Source organism: Streptomyces sp. NBC_01506, from assembly GCF_045040295.1.
Taxonomy (GTDB): Bacteria; Actinomycetota; Actinomycetes; order Streptomycetales; family Streptomycetaceae; genus Streptomyces.
Genome location: NZ_CP109422.1, coordinates 8,524,472 through 8,540,926, shown reverse-complemented (window position 1 = coordinate 8,540,926; position 16,455 = coordinate 8,524,472). Strand labels below are relative to the sequence as shown.

The following is a 16,455-nucleotide window of genomic DNA, read 5'->3' as shown; positions in this document are numbered from 1 at the left end:
ACCTCCCCTTCTTGAGAAAGCAGGAGGCCCCTTCCCATGCGCCCACCCACTCGCAACGTCGCGAGAACCCTGCGCGCCGCGCTCGTCCTCGCCGTCACCGCCGGCCTGGCGGTCGCCGTACCGACAACGGCCCAGGCCCAACTCCCCGACCAGGTAACTGATCAGGCAATCGATCAGGCAATCGATCAGGCAACCGATCAGGCGCCTGCGGCGCAGAGCGCCGTCGCCGAGAAGCCGTATATGGGCTGGAGCAGTTGGAGCCTCCAGACCACCTCGTATCCGGGGGTCAACACCAACGGCAGCTACAGCTATCTCACCGAAGCCAATGTGAACAAGCAGACGGACGCACTGGCCTCCAAGCTGAAGAAGTACGGCTACGAATACGTCAACATCGACGCCGGCTGGTGGCGCGGCTGGGACTGGAAGCCGGAATTCGACGAGTACGGGCGCCAGAAGACCAACACGGAGCGGTTCCCCAGTGGGATGAAGGCGGTCGCCGACCGTATCCACGGCAAGGGACTCAAGGCCGGTATCTACCTCCCCGTGGGGCTGGAGAAGGAGGGGTACGGCGAGGGGAAGCTGCGGATCTGGAACACCGACGACTGCACCACCGGCGACATCGTCTACAGCGATCTGCGGACCACCAACGGCTGGGACAGCTCGTACAAGATCGACTTCACGAAGCCGTGCGCGCAGAAGTACGTCGACTCCCAGGCACAGCTCATCGCCGACTGGGGTTACGACTTCCTCAAGCTCGACGGGGTCGGCCCCGGCTCCTTCAAGAGCGGCGATAACTACGACAACCGCACGGATGTCGCGGCCTGGCAGAAGGCCATCAAGGGCACCGGGCGGCCCATCCATCTGGAGATCTCGTGGTCGCTCGACATCAACTACGCCAAGGACTGGCAGGCCACGTCCAACGGATGGCGCGTCGACACGGACGTCGAGTGCTACTGCAACACCCTGGTGTCGTGGGAGAACTCGGTCGAGGACCGGTGGCGTGACACACCCGGCTGGACCCGCTACGCCGGGCCCGGCGGCTGGAACGACCTCGACGCGATCAATGTAGGCAACGCCGCCATGAGCGGTCTCACCAAGGCGGAGCGCCAGAGTTATATGACGCTCTGGGCGGTCGCCAAGTCCCCGCTGTACAGCGGGGATGATCTGACCAAGCTGGACGACTACGGTCTGTCGCTGATGACCAACCGCGACGTGCTGAAGATCAACCAGCAGCCGGGGAAGCCCGCCAAGCCCGTCACCTCGGTCGGCGACGAGCAGGTCTGGGCGTCCGAGAACCCCGATGGCAGCTACACCGTCGCCCTGTTCAACCAGGGTGACTCCCCCTCGCCGGTGACCGCCGACTGGCAGACGCTCGGCTTCACCGGCCAGGCGTCGGTGCGTGACGTGTGGAACCGCGAGAGCCTGGGCCGGCACAAGGACGGCATCACGCAGGCCCTACCGGCGCACGGTTCGCGGCTGTTCACCGTCACCCCGCAGGGTCCCGAGCTGAAGACGACGGCGTACGAGGCCGAGTCCCCGGCCAACGTCCTGTCGGGCTCCGCCTCGATCGCCAACTGCGACGAGTGCTCGGGTACGAAGAAGGTCGGCAACCTCTACACGGGCGGCAAGGTCCAGTTCACGGACGTCGTCGTGGAGAAGGCGGGCCGCTATCTGGTCAAGGTCGCCTACACCTCGGGCGATCCCCGGTCGATCGGTGTCTCCGCCAACGGCAAGGCGCCCGTCTCCACGGCCTTCCCGGCCACCGGCGGCTGGTCGGCGGTCGACTCGATCAGCGTGCCGGTCACGCTGAAGGCGGGCACCAACACCGTCACCTTCGACAGCGGTGACGGGTACTCGCCGGACATCGACAAGATCGACGTGCCGCGCGTCTGATCCCGGCGCCTTTCGAGTACGACCGGGGGCGCGCCCTCACCGGCGCGCCCCCGGCCTGTCTCTCCCCGTACCTCCTGTTCCGCAGGTCCGCAGGAATGGAGTTGTCTCCCGTGAACGATCAGCACCCGCACACCCCCACCCGCCGTCGTGTGCTCTCCCTCACCGCAGGCGCCGCCACACTCACCGCGCTCGGCGCACTGCCCGCCTTCGCCGCCTCCGCGGCGCCCGAGCGCCCGGCCGTCTCCCCGATGCTCGCCGACGGCGAGGGCTCGACCACCCGGATGTGGTACCGCGCGCCGGCCGGGAAGACGACGATGCTCGAACGGGCCCTGCCGGTCGGCAACGGCCGGCTCGGCGCGCTCGTCGGCAACGACCCCGGGCATGAGCTGCTTTTCGTCTCCGACGCCACGATGTGGACCGGCGGGATCAACGACCAACTGGAGGCGGACGGCCAATTCCCTTACGGACGGGCCGACTTCGGCAGCTTCACCCAACTGGCCCATGTGGCGGTCGACATCCCGGACCACGATCTCGGCTCCGTCAACGACTTCCGCCGCGAACTCGACATCGACCAGGGCCTGGTCACCTCCAACTATGTCCGCTCGGGCGTCAGTTACGAGCGCCGCGTCTTCGCCAGCCACCCCGACGACGCGGTCGTCGTCCACTTCTCGCAGCGCGGTGGCGGCCACTACACCGGCACGATCTCGCTCGACGGCACGCACGGGGAGAAGACGTCGGCGGACGCGAAGAAGGACAGTCTGTTCTTCGGCGCGCAGTTCGCGAACGGGCTGCGGTACGGTGCCGCCGTCACCGCGCACAGCAGGAGCGGTTCGGTCACCACCAGCGGCTCGCGGATCGTCTTCACCCGGTGCGCCGACCTGACCGTGGTCATCAGCGGCGGGTCGAACTACGCCCCCGACTCCACCACCGGCTACCGCGACCCGGATCTCGATCCGGTCGCGCTCGCCAGGACCAAGGTCCACAACGCCGTACGGCACTCCGCCACCACACTGACGCACACTCATGTAGCCGACTACCGCGACCAGTTCGAGGGGATGAGCGTTTCGCTGGGCCCCTCGACGGCCGAGCAGCGGGCGCTCGACACCTGGGAGCGGCTGAAGCACCGTACGCAGCAGGATGTGCCCGATCCCGAACTCGAGGCGCTGTACCTCCAGTTCGGCCGCTATCTGATGATCAGCAGCTCGCGTGACGGGCTGCCGGTCGCTCTCCAGGGGCCCTGGCTGGACGGTAACGACCCGGACTGGATGGGCGATTACCACACCGACGTCAACATCCAGATGAACTACTGGATGGCCGACCGCACCGCGCTCTCGCGCAACTTCGACGCGTTCACCGACTACTGTCTCGCGCAGCTTCCCGTCTGGTCCGAGCTGACGCGGACTCACTTCAACGATCCGCGCAACCGGTTCCGCAACTCCTCGGGCAAGGTCGCCGGCTGGACGGTGGCGTACTCGACGAACATCTACGGCGGACTCGGCTGGTGGTGGCATCCGCCGGGCAACGCGTGGCTCTGCAACTCGCTGTGGGAGCACTACCAGTACACGCAGGACCTCGATCAGGTGAAGAAGATCTACCCGCTGCTCAAGGGTGCCTGCGAGTTCTGGGAGACCCGGCTGGTGACCATGACGGTCAAGGACGCCTCGAGCGGCGAGGACCGCGAAGTCCTCGTCGCCGACAACGACTGGTCGCCCGAGCACGGGCCGCAGGACGCGAAGGGGATCACCTACGCGCAGGAGGTGGTCCGCGACCTGTTCGCCAACTACCGCGAGGCGTGTGAACTCCTGGGCAGGGACGCGGCGTTCGCCAGGACCGTGGCCGGACTCCAGGAGCGGCTGTACATGCCCGAGGTCAGCCCGAAGACCGGCTGGCTCCAGGAGTGGATGTCCCCGGACAACCTCGGCGAGACGACGCACCGTCATCTCTCGCCGCTGATGGGCCTGTTCCCCGGCGACCGCATTCGTCCCGACGCCTCGCCCGCCGCGCTGGTCAAGGGCGCCACCGAACTCCTCACCGCCCGTGGGATGGAGAGCTTCGGCTGGGCGAACGCGTGGCGCGCCCTGTGCTGGGCACGGCTGAAGCACGCGGACAACGCGTACGAGCTGGTCGTCAACAATCTGCGGCCGTCCGTCGACGGCAGCAACGGCAGCTCGATGAACCTCTTCGACATCTACGAGGTGGAGAAGGGCCGCGGGATCTTCCAGATCGAGTCCAACTTCGGCACCCCCGCCGCGATGATCGAGATGCTGCTCTACTCGCGGCCGGGCCATATCGAGCTGCTTCCGGCGCTGCCCGGCGCCTGGGCGCGGTCCGGCTCGGTCACCGGTATCGGCGCGCGCGGCGGTTTCGTCGTGGATCTGAGCTGGCGGGACGGGAAGGTCCGGGAGGCGAGGATCCGCAGTGTGGGCGGGCGCCGGACGACGGTCACGGCCGGCGGGGTCTCGCACGACGTGGAGTTGCGTTCCGGCAGAACCGTCACGCTGCGGGACTTCGGATGACGGGGCTTCGAATGAGCGGGGCCGTTCGGCGCGCTCTGGTCGGTGTCCTGGCGCTGGCCGCGGCTTTCCTCGTACCCGCCCACGTTCCGTCCGCCACGGCTGCGACGGCGGGTACGGCGGCCGTTCCTCCCCCGCCCGCGAAGTCCGTCGTCACCTGGGCGGCGAGCGCGGACCGGATGGGTGACGCGGCCGGCGACCGGAGTTACCGGCTGATCGTGCGTACGAGCGTGGGCGGTACGGGGCTGCGGGTCCGGGTCTCCAACGCGTTCGGTGACCGGCCCCTGGTCATCGGCCGCGCGTACGCCGGGATCAGCGACAGCGGCGCCCGACTGCGCCCCGGCAGCAACAAGAGGCTCGCGTTCGGCGGTTCCGCGTCCGTGACGCTGGCGCCGGGCGAGATCCGCTACAGCGATCCGCTGCCCGGCCGGGTCGCGGCGATGAGCGATCTGGCCGTCAGTGTGTACGTGCGCGACGCGGGCGGGCCCGCGACCGGGCACGGGATGGCTCTCGCGACGTCGTACGCGGCGAGCGGCGACCACGCGGCGGCGGAGCGCGAGGGCGCGTACACACAGCGGCTGGGGTCGTGGTTCTACCTCGACGCGGTCACCGTCGACGCGGACCGGGGCGCCGGCGCCGTGGTGACGCTCGGGGACTCCATCACGGACGGCTGGCAGTCCAGCACGGACAAGAATCTGCGCTGGCCGGACTTTCTGGCCCGCCGGCTGCACGCTTCCGACGTCAGCACGGTGAAGGGCGTGGCGAACGCGGGAATCTCGGGCAACCAGGTGCTGGCGGACGGTGCCGCGCAGAGCGCGCTCAAGCGCCTCGACCGTGACGTGCTGTCGCTGCCGGGCGTGCGGACGGTCGTCCTGTTCGAGGGGGTCAACGACATCAAGTCGCACACCGGTGTCACGGCCGCGTCCCTGACGGCGGGTTACCGCGAGATCATCGACCGGTCGCACGCGGCGGGCCTGTGTGTCGTCGGTGCCACCGTCATGCCGTTCAAGGGCTGGTCGGAGTGGGATCCCCAAGGTGAGGCCGTGCGCACCGAGGTGAACGAATGGATCCGCACCAGCGGTGAGGTCGACGCGGTCGTGGACTTCGACAAGGTGGTGCGCAGTCCCTACGACGCGGAGCGGATCCTGCCCACGTTCGACAACGGCGACCATCTGCATCCCAACGACAAGGGCATGCAGGCGATGGCCGACTCGATCGCCCTGGAGTCGCTGGAGTGCGACCGCTGAGGCCGACCGCTGAAGCCGACCGCGCCACGCCACGTGGACCTCGGGCGTGGCGCGGACGGCTCGGTGGTTCGATTTCCTGTGACCTACGCCCGGCCCCCGGCTGGGGTGTGGGTGAGGAAGAAGTCCCGGACGTCCTCGGCGAGCAGTTCCGGCACCTCCATCGCGGCGAAGTGGCCGCCACGATCGAACTCCGACCAGTGCCTGATGTCGTACAGCCGCTCGGCCAGCGGTCGTACCGACTGCGTGATGTCGTACGCGAACACCGCCACGCCGACCGGTACCGGGCACGGCTCGATCCGGCGCGGGGCGTCGTGGTGGAGCCGCGCCGAGGAGGCCGCGGTGGCGGTGAGCCAGTACAGCGAGATGTCGGTGAGCATCCGCTCGTCACTGATCCGGGAGCGAGGGTCCGTCCACTGCGCGAAGCGCTCGGCGATCCAGGCGAGCTGGCCGACCGGCGAGTCGGTCAGCGCGTAGCCGATGGTCTGCGGAGTGGCGGCCTGGAGAGCCTGGTACGGCGGGCGATTCGCCATCAGCGCCCTGACCTTGTCCAGCCGGGCTTCGTCGGTTTCGGACAGTTCGATGCCGGCGTCCGGGTCCGGCCTGGTCGGCAGGTAGTTGACGTGCACCCCGACGACGTTCTCGGGTGCGACCGCGCCGAGCGCGGTCGAGATGCCCGAGCCGAAGTCGCCGCCTTGCGCGCCGTAGCGCTCGTACCCGAGACGGCCCATCAGCTCGGCCCAGGCCCGTGCGATCCGGACGATGTCCCAGCCGCGCTCGTGGGTCGGCCCGGAGAATCCGTAACCCGGTATGGACGGAATCACCAGGTGGAAGTCGCGCGACAGCGGCTCGATCACGTCCAGGAATTCCAGGAACGAACCGGGCCAGCCGTGGGTGAGGACCAGCGCGAGCGCGTCCGGCTTCGCGGACCGGACGTGGACGAAGTGGATGTTCTGGCCGTCGATCTCGGTGGTGAAGTGCGGAAGTTCGTTGAGCGCGGCCTCGTGCGCGCGCCAGTCGTAGCCGGTGCGCCAGTAGTCTGCCAGCTCCTTCAGGCGCGCCAGCGGGAAGCCGTAGTCCCATCCGGCGCCGGCGACCTCGTTGGGCCAGCGGGTGCGGGAGAGCCGGTCGGCCAGGTCGTCGAGGTCGGCCTGGGGGATGTCGATACGGAACGGCTTGATCATGGTCTCAACTCCAGCGGCATTCATTGGGCACCCCAACATTAGTGCACCAAACGTTTGGTGTCCCAACGATACCTCAGTCATTGATGCGACCAACGATTCTTTAGACTTGGCGTATGGAGAAACCGCCCGAGGAGACGCCCGCGTCGTGGGAGGGCCTGCCTAGCTGGCTGCTCACCCAGACCGCGAACCACGCGCACCGCCTGGTGGCCGACGGGTTCGCCTCCGTCGGCGCTCGCGGCTACCACTACCGCCTGCTGGCGACGCTGGAGGAGTTCGGCCCGGCCAGCCAGGCCGCGCTGGGCCGCCACAGCGGCATCCACGTCAGCGACATGGTCGCGACGGTCAACGAGCTGGCCGAGCGAGAACTGGTCGAGCGCGCCATGGACCCCGCCGACCGGCGGCGCAACATCATCACGCTGACCGCGGCGGGCAGGCGGCAGTTGCGGCGGCTGGAGAAACAGTTGGCCGTATGCCAGGACGAGCTACTGGCTCCGCTGTCGCCCGAGGAGCGACAGCGCCTGACCGAGCTGCTGTCCAGGCTGTTGGACCACCACAACCGGCGGACCGGCGCCCGAGCGTGAGCGTGAGCGCTTCGGCCGGCCGGGAGAGGCCGGCCGAAGCGCTCGGTCGTCACATCACAGGCCGCCGAGGTCCGACGACACCCAGCGCTGGGGCCGCATCCGGACGACGATCTCGTCGCCGTGGTCGGCGCTCGCCATGGCCACATAGCCCTCGACCTTGTCGGCCGGCAGATAGCGGGTGGCCAGCTCCACGAGATGGTCGCGTGTGCCGGGGACCGTCTCCGTCACGGGGCCTTCGACGGAGACGTACCGCACGGTCGGCGCCAGCCGCTCGACCAGCAGCGAGAACCGGCCCGCGGCCGTGATCAGCTTGGCCTTGCGGGAGTCCGCACCCGTCAGGATCCAGATGTCGCCGCCCGGCGCGTACTGGTACCAGATGGGGACGACGAGCGGCGCCCGGTCCGCCTCGCCGGAGTCGACGGCGAGGGCCGCGATGTGCGGCTCGGCGAGGAACTGCTCGCGTTCTTCACTGTTCAGGGGCACGGATTTTCTCCTTCGTACGAAGTACGGGGGGTCTGTCTCCCGCCATCACTACCAGCGGTGGTGGATCTCCGCACGGACCCGGCGGTCGTAAAGTTCGCGTACGGCGGCCAACACGGCGTCGGACAGCGGCGCGAGCGAGGCCGCCGCGGCGTTGGACCGTGCCTGCTCGACGGAGCGCGCGCCGGGGATGACGCTGCTGACACCGGGCTGCTGGATGATCCAGCGCAGCGCGGTCTGCGCCGGCGTGGCGCCCTCGGGAGCCAGCTCGGCGAATTCGACGGCCGCCGCGAGGCCCGTGTCGTAGTCGATGCCGGAGAAGGTCTCGCCCCGGTCGAACGCCTCGCCGTGCCGGTTGAAGCTGCGGTGGTCGTCGGCGGCGAAGACCGTGTCCTTCGTGTACTTGCCCGACAGCAGGCCGGAGGCGAGGGGGACGCGGGCGACGATGCCGACGCCCGCCGCCCGGGCGGCGGGCAGCACCTCTTCGAGGGGCTTGAGCCGCAAGGGGTTGAGGATGATCTGTACGGAGGCGACGCCCGGCCGGGCGATGGCGGCCAGCGCCTGGGCGCAGGTCTCGACGCTCACGGCGTAGGCCGCGGTCCGCTTCTCGGCGACCAGGGTGTCGAGCGCGTCGAAGACCGCGTCGGCAGAGTAGACAGCCGTGGGCGGGCAGTGCAGTTGCACCAGGTCGAGGGTGTCGACACCGAGGTTGGCGCGTGAACGGTCGTTCCACGTACGGAAGTTGTCCAGGCTGTAGTTCTCGGGCCGCTGTTCGGCGCGGCGGCCCATCTTCGTCGCGACGACGACGTCGGCGTTCGGGCGGTTCTTCAGGAACCGGCCGATGAGCTGTTCGCTGCGGCCGTCGCCGTACACGTCCGCCGTGTCGAAGAAGGTCACCCCCGACTCGAGCGCCGCGTCGAGGACGGCGAAGGCGTCGGCCTCGGCGACATCACCCCAGTCGGCTCCCAACTGCCAGGTGCCCAGTCCTACGACGGAGACCTCGCGGCCCGTCCTGCCCAGTACGCGCTTGTCCATACGGACGATGCTACGTCGGGCCGCGCGGCACGATCGAAGGAGGCGAACGGGGCGGACGGGGCAGGCGGGAGGGGGCGCAGGTCTTCTCAGATCTGCTGCGTGAGGTTGACGGCGTTGCCGTCCGGGTCCTTGATATGGGCGACCCGCTGGCCCCACGGCATGTCGTTGGCGGGCCCCTGCACCTCCCCGCCCAGCTCCTCGACGCGCCCCACCAGCTCGTTCACATCGGCGACGTCGACGCTCAGCAGCATCCGCTGCGCCGTGCCCAGCTCGACGTCCGCGTCCGACACCAGCCCGAGGTCGGAATCGCCGACCCGCAGGTTGATGAAGAACACGGGGCCTTCGTCGGGGGTGCGTGACGTCTCCACGGCGCCGAGCAGTCCCTGGTAGAACACCAGCAGCCGGTCGATCGAGGGAGTGATGACCAAGGTCTGGATCGTGGCAGACATGCGTTTCCTCCTGCTGATGGCCGAATGATCTCCCCTTGGTGACCGGCGGAGGGCCCGCGACTCATCGGTCGGCCGCGGACCGTCCCCCGCTGATTCTCGCCGTGTGGCACTCGCCGCGCGAGCGGGCTACGGTGCCGTGCCCACCGAGAAGACGGCGCCCGCCGGGTCGGTGACCGTGGCCATGCGTGCGTACGGGGTGTCCTCGGGCTCGGTGGACGAGCCGCCGGACTCCGTGGCGCGCCGTGCCACCGCGTCGGTGTCGGCCACGGCGAACAGCGTCCCCCAGGCGGAGGTGGGAGCGGCGGAACTGCCGATGATCCCGCCGATCTCGTGCCCGTCGGGGCGGCGCAGGAAGGTGAAGTCGAGCTCCGGCAATTCGCTGTTGCCGTCCAGCGTGAAGCCGAACAGCGCCGTGTAGAAGGCGCGGGCCGGCTCCGGGTCGGGGGTGATCAGGTCGTTGCGGATCAGCGAGTCGGGTTCGTTCACGATCTCGCTGCCGAGCCTCGAGCGGCCCTGCCACAGGCCGAACCGGGCGCCGACCGAGTCCGTCACGACGGCCGTACGGGCATGGTCGGCCAGGTCCGCCGGGGGCTCGATCAGCCGGCCGCCCGACCGCGTCACGCGCCGGGCCGTGCCGTCGCAGTCGTCGGTGGCGAAGTACATGGTCCACACGGCGGCGGTGCGGTCCGGATCCGGGACGATCCCGGCGACCGGCCGGCCGCGCAGCAGACAGACGGTGCCCGCGCCCTCACCGGTGGGGTACGGCTCGTACTCCCAGCCGAAAAGCCCTTGGTAGAAGGCGAGCGCGCCGTCCCGGTCGGGGGTCCTGAGGTCGATCCACGTGGGGGTGCCTTCGGGCTGGTTGCCGCTCAGTACGCTCATGATCCGCTCCTTCGTGTTCCTGCTCGGGCTTCGCGCGGCTTCGGCGCGACGGCCCCAACGTAGGCACCATCCAGGACAGAAGATGTCCTAGAAACACCTGCGGATGAGCGGCGTACAGACGATGGGTCGCCCCATCATTCGGTCATGAAACGCTCATCGGGGCGCCGCCCCCTCGGCCGGACGGTTGTCGCCTTCGCCGTCGGTGCCGCCTGCATCCTCACCGGTTGCGTCACCGGGTCGCACGACACCGAGTCCGACGACGGGCGTTCCGCCCGGACCGTACGGCCCGCCCGGACCGCCGTACTGCTGGGCGACACCGTGCTCGTGAACCATCCCGACGGTCACGACGAGGCGATGCTGGCCCTGGCGGTGACCGCCGTCGTGGACGAGGCGTCCAGGGCGAAGGGCGCGCGAGCCGCCGACGGCAGGAAGTGGGTCGCCGTCCTCGCCGAGGTGAGCAACGCGGGGGCGCGGCCGTACGGGCACGACGTACCGCACAGCTTCACGGCCGTGGACACGCACGGCCGCAGATATGTACCGCTGCCCGCGTCGGCCGATCTCACGGTCGGGCCGGTCATGACCTGGCCCGTGCCGCTCACCGCCGGGCGGTCGGCGCGCGGGTGGCTGGTCTTCGATCTGCCGGCGGACGCGGCCCTGACCACGCTGGAGTTCGGCCGTACGCGTACGTCGGCGGCCTCGGCCGACTGGGCGCTGTGAGGGGTCTACTCAGCCGTCAGCCCTTCGAAATACGCCTTCTGCGCCGGGTAGTAGTCCTCGAACGCGGGCTGCGGGGTGCCGTCCAGTGAGGCGCGGAGCATGTCCAGGTAGTACCTCCCAGCCCGCGCCGATCTCGCCGAGACCCGCCGCCGATTCACGGTGCTGGATGAGCTGGATCTCCGTACCGCCGGGGACGTCCACCGCCCCGGCGGACGTCCCCGCGAGCTTCAGCTCCAGATTCCAGGCGCCCGCCTCGTCGGCCGTCGAGACGACGAGCCGGTACGGTGCCTCGCACGCCTCGACGCGCAGCTCGATCCAGGGCTCCTGCTCCTCGAAGACCATCCGCACCCGCGCCGTGCCGCCGGGCGCGCCGTCCCCCTCCCACGGGCCGAACCAGCGGGCGGTGCGCGCCGGCTCGGTGACGGCCGCCCACACCTCTTCGACCGGGAGCGCGAACGCGCGCGTCAGGACGAGGTCGACTCCCTCGGGTGTGCGCAGCAGCCTGCCGGTCGGGGTCGGGGTCGGGGTCTCAGACATGAGGGGTCTCCTTCTGTGGACAGCCGGACAGCCGGCCGGGGCCGCTCGACCGGGCCGCTCGACCGGTTCCGGTCTATCACCCGCCACTGACAGTGGCCCCGGAGCGGCGCGGGAACATTCGACGAGCGGTGGCCGTTGAGATGAGCGTGGGTGTGGTCGGAACTGTGTCCCCGGGCCCCATCAAGAAATGCCCGCAGGGAAGATCGTTCGGCTGAAGCCCTGTGGAGCCCATCGCCGCGAGGCGACCGCCGTCCGCACCCCGCACAAACGGCCCCGACCGGTCTCCCCCGTCCGGTCGGGGCTCCTTTACTGTTCAGACATGACGGCTCAGGGGGACGCGGGACGGCCCGGCGGTTTCGCCGCCGCGACCGGTGACGGCCCGCCGTCCCCCCTCGGACCGGAAGCTCGCGCCGCCGAGGTCAAGGTCGCCTTCGGCGGCCTCGTGCAGATCCGCCGTCTCACCAACACGACCGCGCCCGATCCCGCCGCCAGACCGGCCGCCTGGGAGCGGAACCAACCGGTGCGCGCCATCGCCCTGGCGCTCGAGGCGGCGGGAGTCGCGCCTTCGGCGGTCGACGACGAGGGGCGGCGTACGTCCACGGGATTCCGAGTCGCCGAAGGTGAACGGCCGGGGACGGTACGGGTGGAGTGGCTGGGCCCGCACGGCAGCGGCGCCGCCCAGGACGAGGAACGCCAACTGACCGTCTGCGCCGCCGCCCTGGCCCCGCTGGGCTGGGAGGCCCTGCTCTACCGGGGCCCTCGCCGCCGACGTTTCCTGGAAGTGGAACCGGCTCCCTGAGCCGGGCCGCACGGCCGCCTTCCGCGCCTTCTCCGGGCGAGTCCCGGCTGTTACCTGCTGTTCTCGGGATCGAAATACCGGCCACTCCCCCACCCCGTACGTAATCCGTCGGCACATTGTTCAATGCTCAGTCTGAATTATTTAAAACCGCAGGTCAGACCCCAATCCGGATAACGAATACTTCCATCAGGAAGATGCTCTTAACACCCGCCTCCCATCTCCTTACCGTGGTGGCCACATTGACCCACAAGGCGACACGGGAGCCGGAATGCCAACTAATGCTCTTTCCCGTCGTGCGATTCTGCAACGCAGCGCCGTGGCGGGCGGTGTCCTCTCGCTGGGGCCGCTGCTCGGCGGCGCGACCGAGGCTCTGGCGCAGTCCACCGGGGGGACGGCGGCAGCCGCCGGCAAGCCCGCGAAGGACGTCTACGGGCGGATCGGCGTACGACCGCTGATCAACGGCCGTGGCACCTACACCATCATCAGCGGCTCGCTGATGCTGCCCGAGGTGCGGGAAGCGATCGACGCGGCGGCGAGACAGTACGTACATCTGGACGAGCTGGCCGACGCGGTCGGCAAGCGGCTGGCGAAGATAACCAAGGCGGAGCACGGCCTGGTCGCGTCCGGTTGTCACGCCGCGCTCACCCACGCCGCCTCGGCGTGCGTCTCGGGCGGCAATCCCGACCTGCACGTACGACTGCCCGACCTGACGGGCTTCCAGAAGACCGAAGTGATCATCCCGGCGCACTCGCGCAATGTGTACGAGGCCGCGGTCAGCCTGGTCGGCCTGAAAGTGGTCGAGGTGACGACACCCGACGAGCTGAAGCGGGCCATCGGCCCGCAGACCGCGCTGATCTACATCATGGCCGGGCCGAGGGTGGACGAGAGCGAACTCCCCACGGACGTCGTCGCGTCGATCGCCGGGCCCGAGGGCGTGCCGGTGCTGGTCGACGCCGCCGCCGAGATCCTGACCATCCCCAACGTGCATCTGGAGCGCGGCGCCGACCTCGTCGCGTACAGCGGCGGCAAGGCCATCCGTGGCCCGCAGTCGGCCGGTCTGCTGCTCGGCCGGGAGGATCTGGTGCGGGCCGCGTGGGTCAGCAGCGCGCCCCACCACGGCGTCGGCCGGGGCTACAAGGTCGGCAAGGAAGAGGCCATGGGCATGCTGGCCGCGGTCGAGATGTGGGTCCAGCGCGACCACGACGCCGAGTACGCGCGGTGGGAGTCCTGGCTGAAGACCATCTCCCGCCGGGTCTCCGCGATCGGGAGTGTGAAGACTCGGGTCACCCAGCCGGACAGTCTGTCCAACCGCACCCCGTCACTGGCGATCACCTGGGACGAGAAGCGGCTCGGTGTGTCCGGGCGGACCGTGGTGGACACGCTGTACGAGGCCGAGACCCGTATCGCGATCAACACCGCGGGCAGCGACGACCCGGCGCGGACGGGGGTGTCGATCACGCCGTACATGCTCCAGCCCGGCGAGGAGAAGATCATCGCCGACGCGCTCGTGCGGATACTCACCGACCCGCCCGCGCCGCCCGCCGCCCCGCGCCCGCCATCGGTCGACGCGACCGGTGAGTGGACGCTCGAAATCGAGTATCTGGCGGGCAGTTCGACCGCCCACAAGCTGGAACTCACGCAGGACGGCGCCGAGATCACCGGCACCCACACCGGTGAGTACGTGTCCAGGAAGGCGACCGGATCGGTCAGCGGCAAGACGGTGACCGTGCACAGCACGCTCAGCGAATCGTCCGGCGACTCGCTCGACTTCACGTTCACCGGGACGCTCAAGGGCGACTCGATGAGCGGCGAGCTGAACATGGGCGAGTACCTGAAGGCCACCTGGAAGGCCGAGCGCGGCGGCTGAGCCACGCGCTCCCCGCCCGGCCGGGGTGCCGCGCGCTTTCGGCCTCCCCCTCACTCTCAACTCCCCTCAGCAGCAATCCCATTGACGTTCCGTGCCCGCACGCGTGCGGGCACGGACCAAGGAGGACACGTGACGAACCGCAGGGACTTCATCCGCAAGGCTCCGGTGGTGGCGGCCGTGGCCGCGACCCCGGCACTGGCCGTCAAGGCCACCGAGGACCGCAAGCGCCCCAAGCCCGAGAAGGAGATCCACTACCCCGGCGGGGGCGAGCCGCCGGAGAACCCGCTGTTCAGCCCGGTCGTCAGCTATGGCGACCTGGTCTTCATCTCGGGCATCGGCGCGCACTTCGAGGGCGACATCACCGCCCACACCGAGCATGTGCTCAACGAGGTGGAGAAGTATCTCGAGGCCGCCGGATCGTCCATGGACCGGGTGCTCAAGGTCAACGTCTACCTCAACTCCCTTGACGACTACGCCGGGATGAACGCCGTCTTCCTCGGCCGCTTCGGCCCCGAGCCGGGCGTACGCACCACGATCGCCGCACAGGCCGGTATCCCCGGGGACTCCCTGGTCGAGATCGACTGCATCGCCGTGCGATGAGCCCCGCCGCAGAACGCACGACCACCGCTCGCACTACTACCGCTCGCACCACTACCGCTCGTACATCGCATCACCGGACGAAATTGGGGTTGGCATGTCACTGAGATCACGGGCCCCTTGGGCCGTGCTCCCCGCGGTTCTCACCCTCGTGGTGGGCGCATCGGCCGCCAGCAGCGCCACCGGTCAGTCCTCGGACGACCCGGCAGCGGGCTCGGACGCCTCGGCGTCCGCCGTAACGTACGACCTTCTGCTGCGCAGAGGCCATGTCATCGACCCCAAGAACAACCGCGACAGGGTCATGGACATCGCCGTCAAGAACGGCAAGATAGCCGCCGTCGGATCGAAGATCGACCCGTCCCGCGCCAAGCAGACGGTGGACGTCAAGGGGAAGTATCTGACCCCCGGTCTGATCGACATGCACACGCATCTGTTCCGGGGCCCGGAGGACGCCTACTCCAACGGCGTCCTCGGCGTACCGCCGGACGGATTCACCTTCCGGTCGGGGGTGACGACGGCGCTCGACACCGGCTCGGCGGGCTGGGAGAACTTCGAGCTGTTCAAGAAGAACATCGTCGACACGTCCAAGACCCGTGTGCTGTCGATGCTGAACATCGTCGGCAAGGGCATGGCCGGCGGCGCCAAGGAGCAGGACCTCGACAACATGAACGCGGCCGAGGCCGCCGCGGTCGCCAAGAAGTACCCGGACATCATCCGGGGCATCAAGACCGCGCACTACGACGGCCCGTCCTGGGCGCCGGTGGAGCGCTCCGTGGAGGCCGGCGAACTCGCGGGCATCCCGGCGATGATCGACTTCGGGTCGGCCAAGGAGCGGACCATCGAGGAACTGCTCACCAAGAAGCTGCGGCCTGGCGACATCTACTCGCACGTCTACTCCGGTCTGCGCGGCGAACTGGGCGAGGACGGCAAGCTCAACCCCGCCCTCGAGGCGGGGCGTGAGCGCGGCGTGCTGTTCGACGTCGGCCACGGCGGCGGCAGTTTCGACTGGAACGTGGCCATGGAGGGGAAGAAGGAGGGCTTCTGGCCCGACACCATCTCCACGGACCTGCATGTGACCAGCATGAACGGCGGCATGAAGGACATGTCGAACGTCATGTCCAAGTTCCTCACGATGGACATGCCCTTGAAGGACGTCATCGAGGCGTCGACCTGGAAGCCGGCGCAGGCCCTGGGCCGTAAGGACCTCGGCAATCTGTCCGTCGGCGCGCCGGCCGACATAGCGGTCTTCGACCTGGAGAAGGGCAAGTTCGGTTACACGGACAGCTTCGGCCTGCGGGTCGACGGCACTCAGAAGCTGGTGACGGAGCTGACCGTGCGCGCGGGTGAGGTCGTGTGGGACCTCAACGGCAAGGCGGCGAAGGCGTGGAAGCCGGGCGCCGTGGGCAACAAGTCGGCCACCGAGCACGCGGCGCCGTAGCCGGCCCGAGAGAAACGAGCAGAGCCGCTTCCGACCGTGAAGGTCGGAAGCGGCTCTGCTCGTTTCCGCCCAACGGGCCCTACGGGGAGGGGTGGCTGTCGTAGGGGGCCGCGTTTGTCCTCAGGCCCCGGATGGGCTTATTGAGTCCGTCCGGCGATTGAGGACAGAGCACAGCAGCCCGTCCGGCGACTGAGGACAAGCGGCCACCGGGCAGAGCGGTGGCGGGGCTTCGTGGAACG

Annotated in this window: 15 protein-coding genes; 9 read left to right on the top strand and 6 right to left on the bottom strand. The window is 69.2% G+C overall.

Features of this window, described 5'->3' with window-relative positions; genetic code table 11:
• The first annotated feature begins 36 nt into the window (after positions 1 to 36).
• From OG329_RS38355 to OG329_RS38345, 3 genes are all read left to right on the top strand, one after another.
• Entirely contained in the window at positions 37 to 1,893 is a 1,857-nt protein-coding gene (locus tag OG329_RS38355) for a carbohydrate-binding protein (RefSeq protein ID WP_405801425.1), read from the top strand.
• A 95-nt stretch (positions 1,894 to 1,988) separates the two neighbouring features.
• Complete coding sequence (locus tag OG329_RS38350) at positions 1,989 to 4,409, top strand: glycosyl hydrolase family 95 catalytic domain-containing protein (protein WP_405801423.1); 2,421 nt, start codon at positions 1,989 to 1,991, stop codon at positions 4,407 to 4,409.
• An 11-nt stretch (positions 4,410 to 4,420) separates the two neighbouring features.
• Positions 4,421 to 5,653 (top strand): SGNH/GDSL hydrolase family protein, encoded by a 1,233-nt coding sequence (locus OG329_RS38345; protein WP_405801422.1) that lies wholly within the window; start codon positions 4,421 to 4,423, stop codon positions 5,651 to 5,653.
• Positions 5,654 to 5,736: 83 nt separating this feature from the next.
• On the opposite strand, the gene OG329_RS38340 is transcribed toward OG329_RS38345, so the two are convergent.
• Entirely contained in the window at positions 5,737 to 6,834 is a 1,098-nt protein-coding gene (locus tag OG329_RS38340) for an epoxide hydrolase family protein (protein ID WP_405801421.1), read from the bottom strand.
• 113 nt (positions 6,835 to 6,947) lie between these two features.
• Here OG329_RS38340 and OG329_RS38335 point away from each other — a divergent pair, with 113 nt between their 5' ends.
• Positions 6,948 to 7,415: a MarR family winged helix-turn-helix transcriptional regulator gene (locus tag OG329_RS38335; RefSeq protein WP_405801420.1), complete on the top strand. Its 468-nt coding sequence runs from the start codon at positions 6,948 to 6,950 to the stop codon at positions 7,413 to 7,415.
• Positions 7,416 to 7,469: 54 nt separating this feature from the next.
• On the opposite strand, the gene OG329_RS38330 is transcribed toward OG329_RS38335, so the two are convergent.
• From OG329_RS38330 to OG329_RS38315, 4 genes are all read right to left on the bottom strand, one after another.
• A complete protein-coding gene (locus OG329_RS38330; RefSeq protein ID WP_405801419.1) occupies positions 7,470 to 7,898 on the bottom strand; it encodes a pyridoxamine 5'-phosphate oxidase family protein in 429 nt (142 codons plus the stop codon).
• A gap of 48 nt (positions 7,899 to 7,946) precedes the next feature.
• Positions 7,947 to 8,930, bottom strand: a complete 984-nt coding sequence (locus OG329_RS38325; RefSeq protein ID WP_405801418.1) for an aldo/keto reductase — start codon at positions 8,928 to 8,930, stop codon at positions 7,947 to 7,949.
• A gap of 86 nt (positions 8,931 to 9,016) precedes the next feature.
• On the bottom strand, positions 9,017 to 9,379 hold the full coding sequence (locus tag OG329_RS38320) for a VOC family protein (RefSeq protein WP_405801416.1): 363 nt from the start codon (positions 9,377 to 9,379) through the stop codon (positions 9,017 to 9,019).
• A 126-nt stretch (positions 9,380 to 9,505) separates the two neighbouring features.
• Positions 9,506 to 10,261 carry a VOC family protein gene (locus tag OG329_RS38315; RefSeq protein ID WP_405801415.1) on the bottom strand — a complete coding sequence of 252 codons (756 nt, stop codon included), beginning with the start codon at positions 10,259 to 10,261 and terminating at the stop codon, positions 9,506 to 9,508.
• A 144-nt stretch (positions 10,262 to 10,405) separates the two neighbouring features.
• On the opposite strand from OG329_RS38315, the gene OG329_RS38310 reads away from it, so the two are divergent.
• Positions 10,406 to 10,978: a DUF4352 domain-containing protein gene (locus OG329_RS38310; RefSeq protein ID WP_405801413.1), complete on the top strand. Its 573-nt coding sequence runs from the start codon at positions 10,406 to 10,408 to the stop codon at positions 10,976 to 10,978.
• Positions 10,979 to 10,987: 9 nt separating this feature from the next.
• Here OG329_RS38310 and OG329_RS38305 read toward each other — a convergent pair whose 3' ends face one another.
• Entirely contained in the window at positions 10,988 to 11,515 is a 528-nt protein-coding gene (locus tag OG329_RS38305; RefSeq protein ID WP_405801412.1) for an SRPBCC domain-containing protein, read from the bottom strand.
• A 319-nt stretch (positions 11,516 to 11,834) separates the two neighbouring features.
• On the opposite strand from OG329_RS38305, the gene OG329_RS38300 reads away from it, so the two are divergent.
• From OG329_RS38300 to OG329_RS38285, 4 genes are all read left to right on the top strand, one after another.
• Positions 11,835 to 12,314, top strand: coding sequence for a hypothetical protein (locus OG329_RS38300; RefSeq protein WP_405801411.1), 480 nt, complete (start codon positions 11,835 to 11,837; stop codon positions 12,312 to 12,314).
• A gap of 268 nt (positions 12,315 to 12,582) precedes the next feature.
• Entirely contained in the window at positions 12,583 to 14,181 is a 1,599-nt protein-coding gene (locus OG329_RS38295) for an aminotransferase class V-fold PLP-dependent enzyme (protein WP_405801410.1), read from the top strand.
• 129 nt (positions 14,182 to 14,310) lie between these two features.
• Positions 14,311 to 14,781 (top strand): RidA family protein, encoded by a 471-nt coding sequence (locus OG329_RS38290; RefSeq protein WP_405801409.1) that lies wholly within the window; start codon positions 14,311 to 14,313, stop codon positions 14,779 to 14,781.
• A gap of 124 nt (positions 14,782 to 14,905) precedes the next feature.
• Entirely contained in the window at positions 14,906 to 16,216 is a 1,311-nt protein-coding gene (locus tag OG329_RS38285) for an amidohydrolase/deacetylase family metallohydrolase (RefSeq protein ID WP_405801408.1), read from the top strand.
• Positions 16,217 to 16,455: the final 239 nt, after the last annotated feature.

Bases quoted from the DNA above. Each gene is read 5' to 3' on its own strand.
- OG329_RS38355 (WP_405801425.1), top strand. From the start codon at position 37: ATGCGCCCACCCACTCGCAACGTCGCGAGAACCCTGCGCGCCGCGCTC.
- OG329_RS38350 (WP_405801423.1), top strand. From the start codon at position 1,989: ATGGAGTTGTCTCCCGTGAACGATCAGCACCCGCACACCCCCACCCGC.
- OG329_RS38345 (WP_405801422.1), top strand. From the start codon at position 4,421: ATGAGCGGGGCCGTTCGGCGCGCTCTGGTCGGTGTCCTGGCGCTGGCC.
- OG329_RS38340 (WP_405801421.1), bottom strand. From the start codon at position 6,834: ATGATCAAGCCGTTCCGTATCGACATCCCCCAGGCCGACCTCGACGAC.
- OG329_RS38335 (WP_405801420.1), top strand. From the start codon at position 6,948: ATGGAGAAACCGCCCGAGGAGACGCCCGCGTCGTGGGAGGGCCTGCCT.
- OG329_RS38325 (WP_405801418.1), bottom strand. From the start codon at position 8,930: ATGGACAAGCGCGTACTGGGCAGGACGGGCCGCGAGGTCTCCGTCGTA.
- OG329_RS38320 (WP_405801416.1), bottom strand. From the start codon at position 9,379: ATGTCTGCCACGATCCAGACCTTGGTCATCACTCCCTCGATCGACCGG.
- OG329_RS38315 (WP_405801415.1), bottom strand. From the start codon at position 10,261: ATGAGCGTACTGAGCGGCAACCAGCCCGAAGGCACCCCCACGTGGATC.
- OG329_RS38310 (WP_405801413.1), top strand. From the start codon at position 10,406: ATGAAACGCTCATCGGGGCGCCGCCCCCTCGGCCGGACGGTTGTCGCC.
- OG329_RS38305 (WP_405801412.1), bottom strand. From the start codon at position 11,515: ATGTCTGAGACCCCGACCCCGACCCCGACCGGCAGGCTGCTGCGCACA.
- OG329_RS38300 (WP_405801411.1), top strand. From the start codon at position 11,835: ATGACGGCTCAGGGGGACGCGGGACGGCCCGGCGGTTTCGCCGCCGCG.
- OG329_RS38295 (WP_405801410.1), top strand. From the start codon at position 12,583: ATGCCAACTAATGCTCTTTCCCGTCGTGCGATTCTGCAACGCAGCGCC.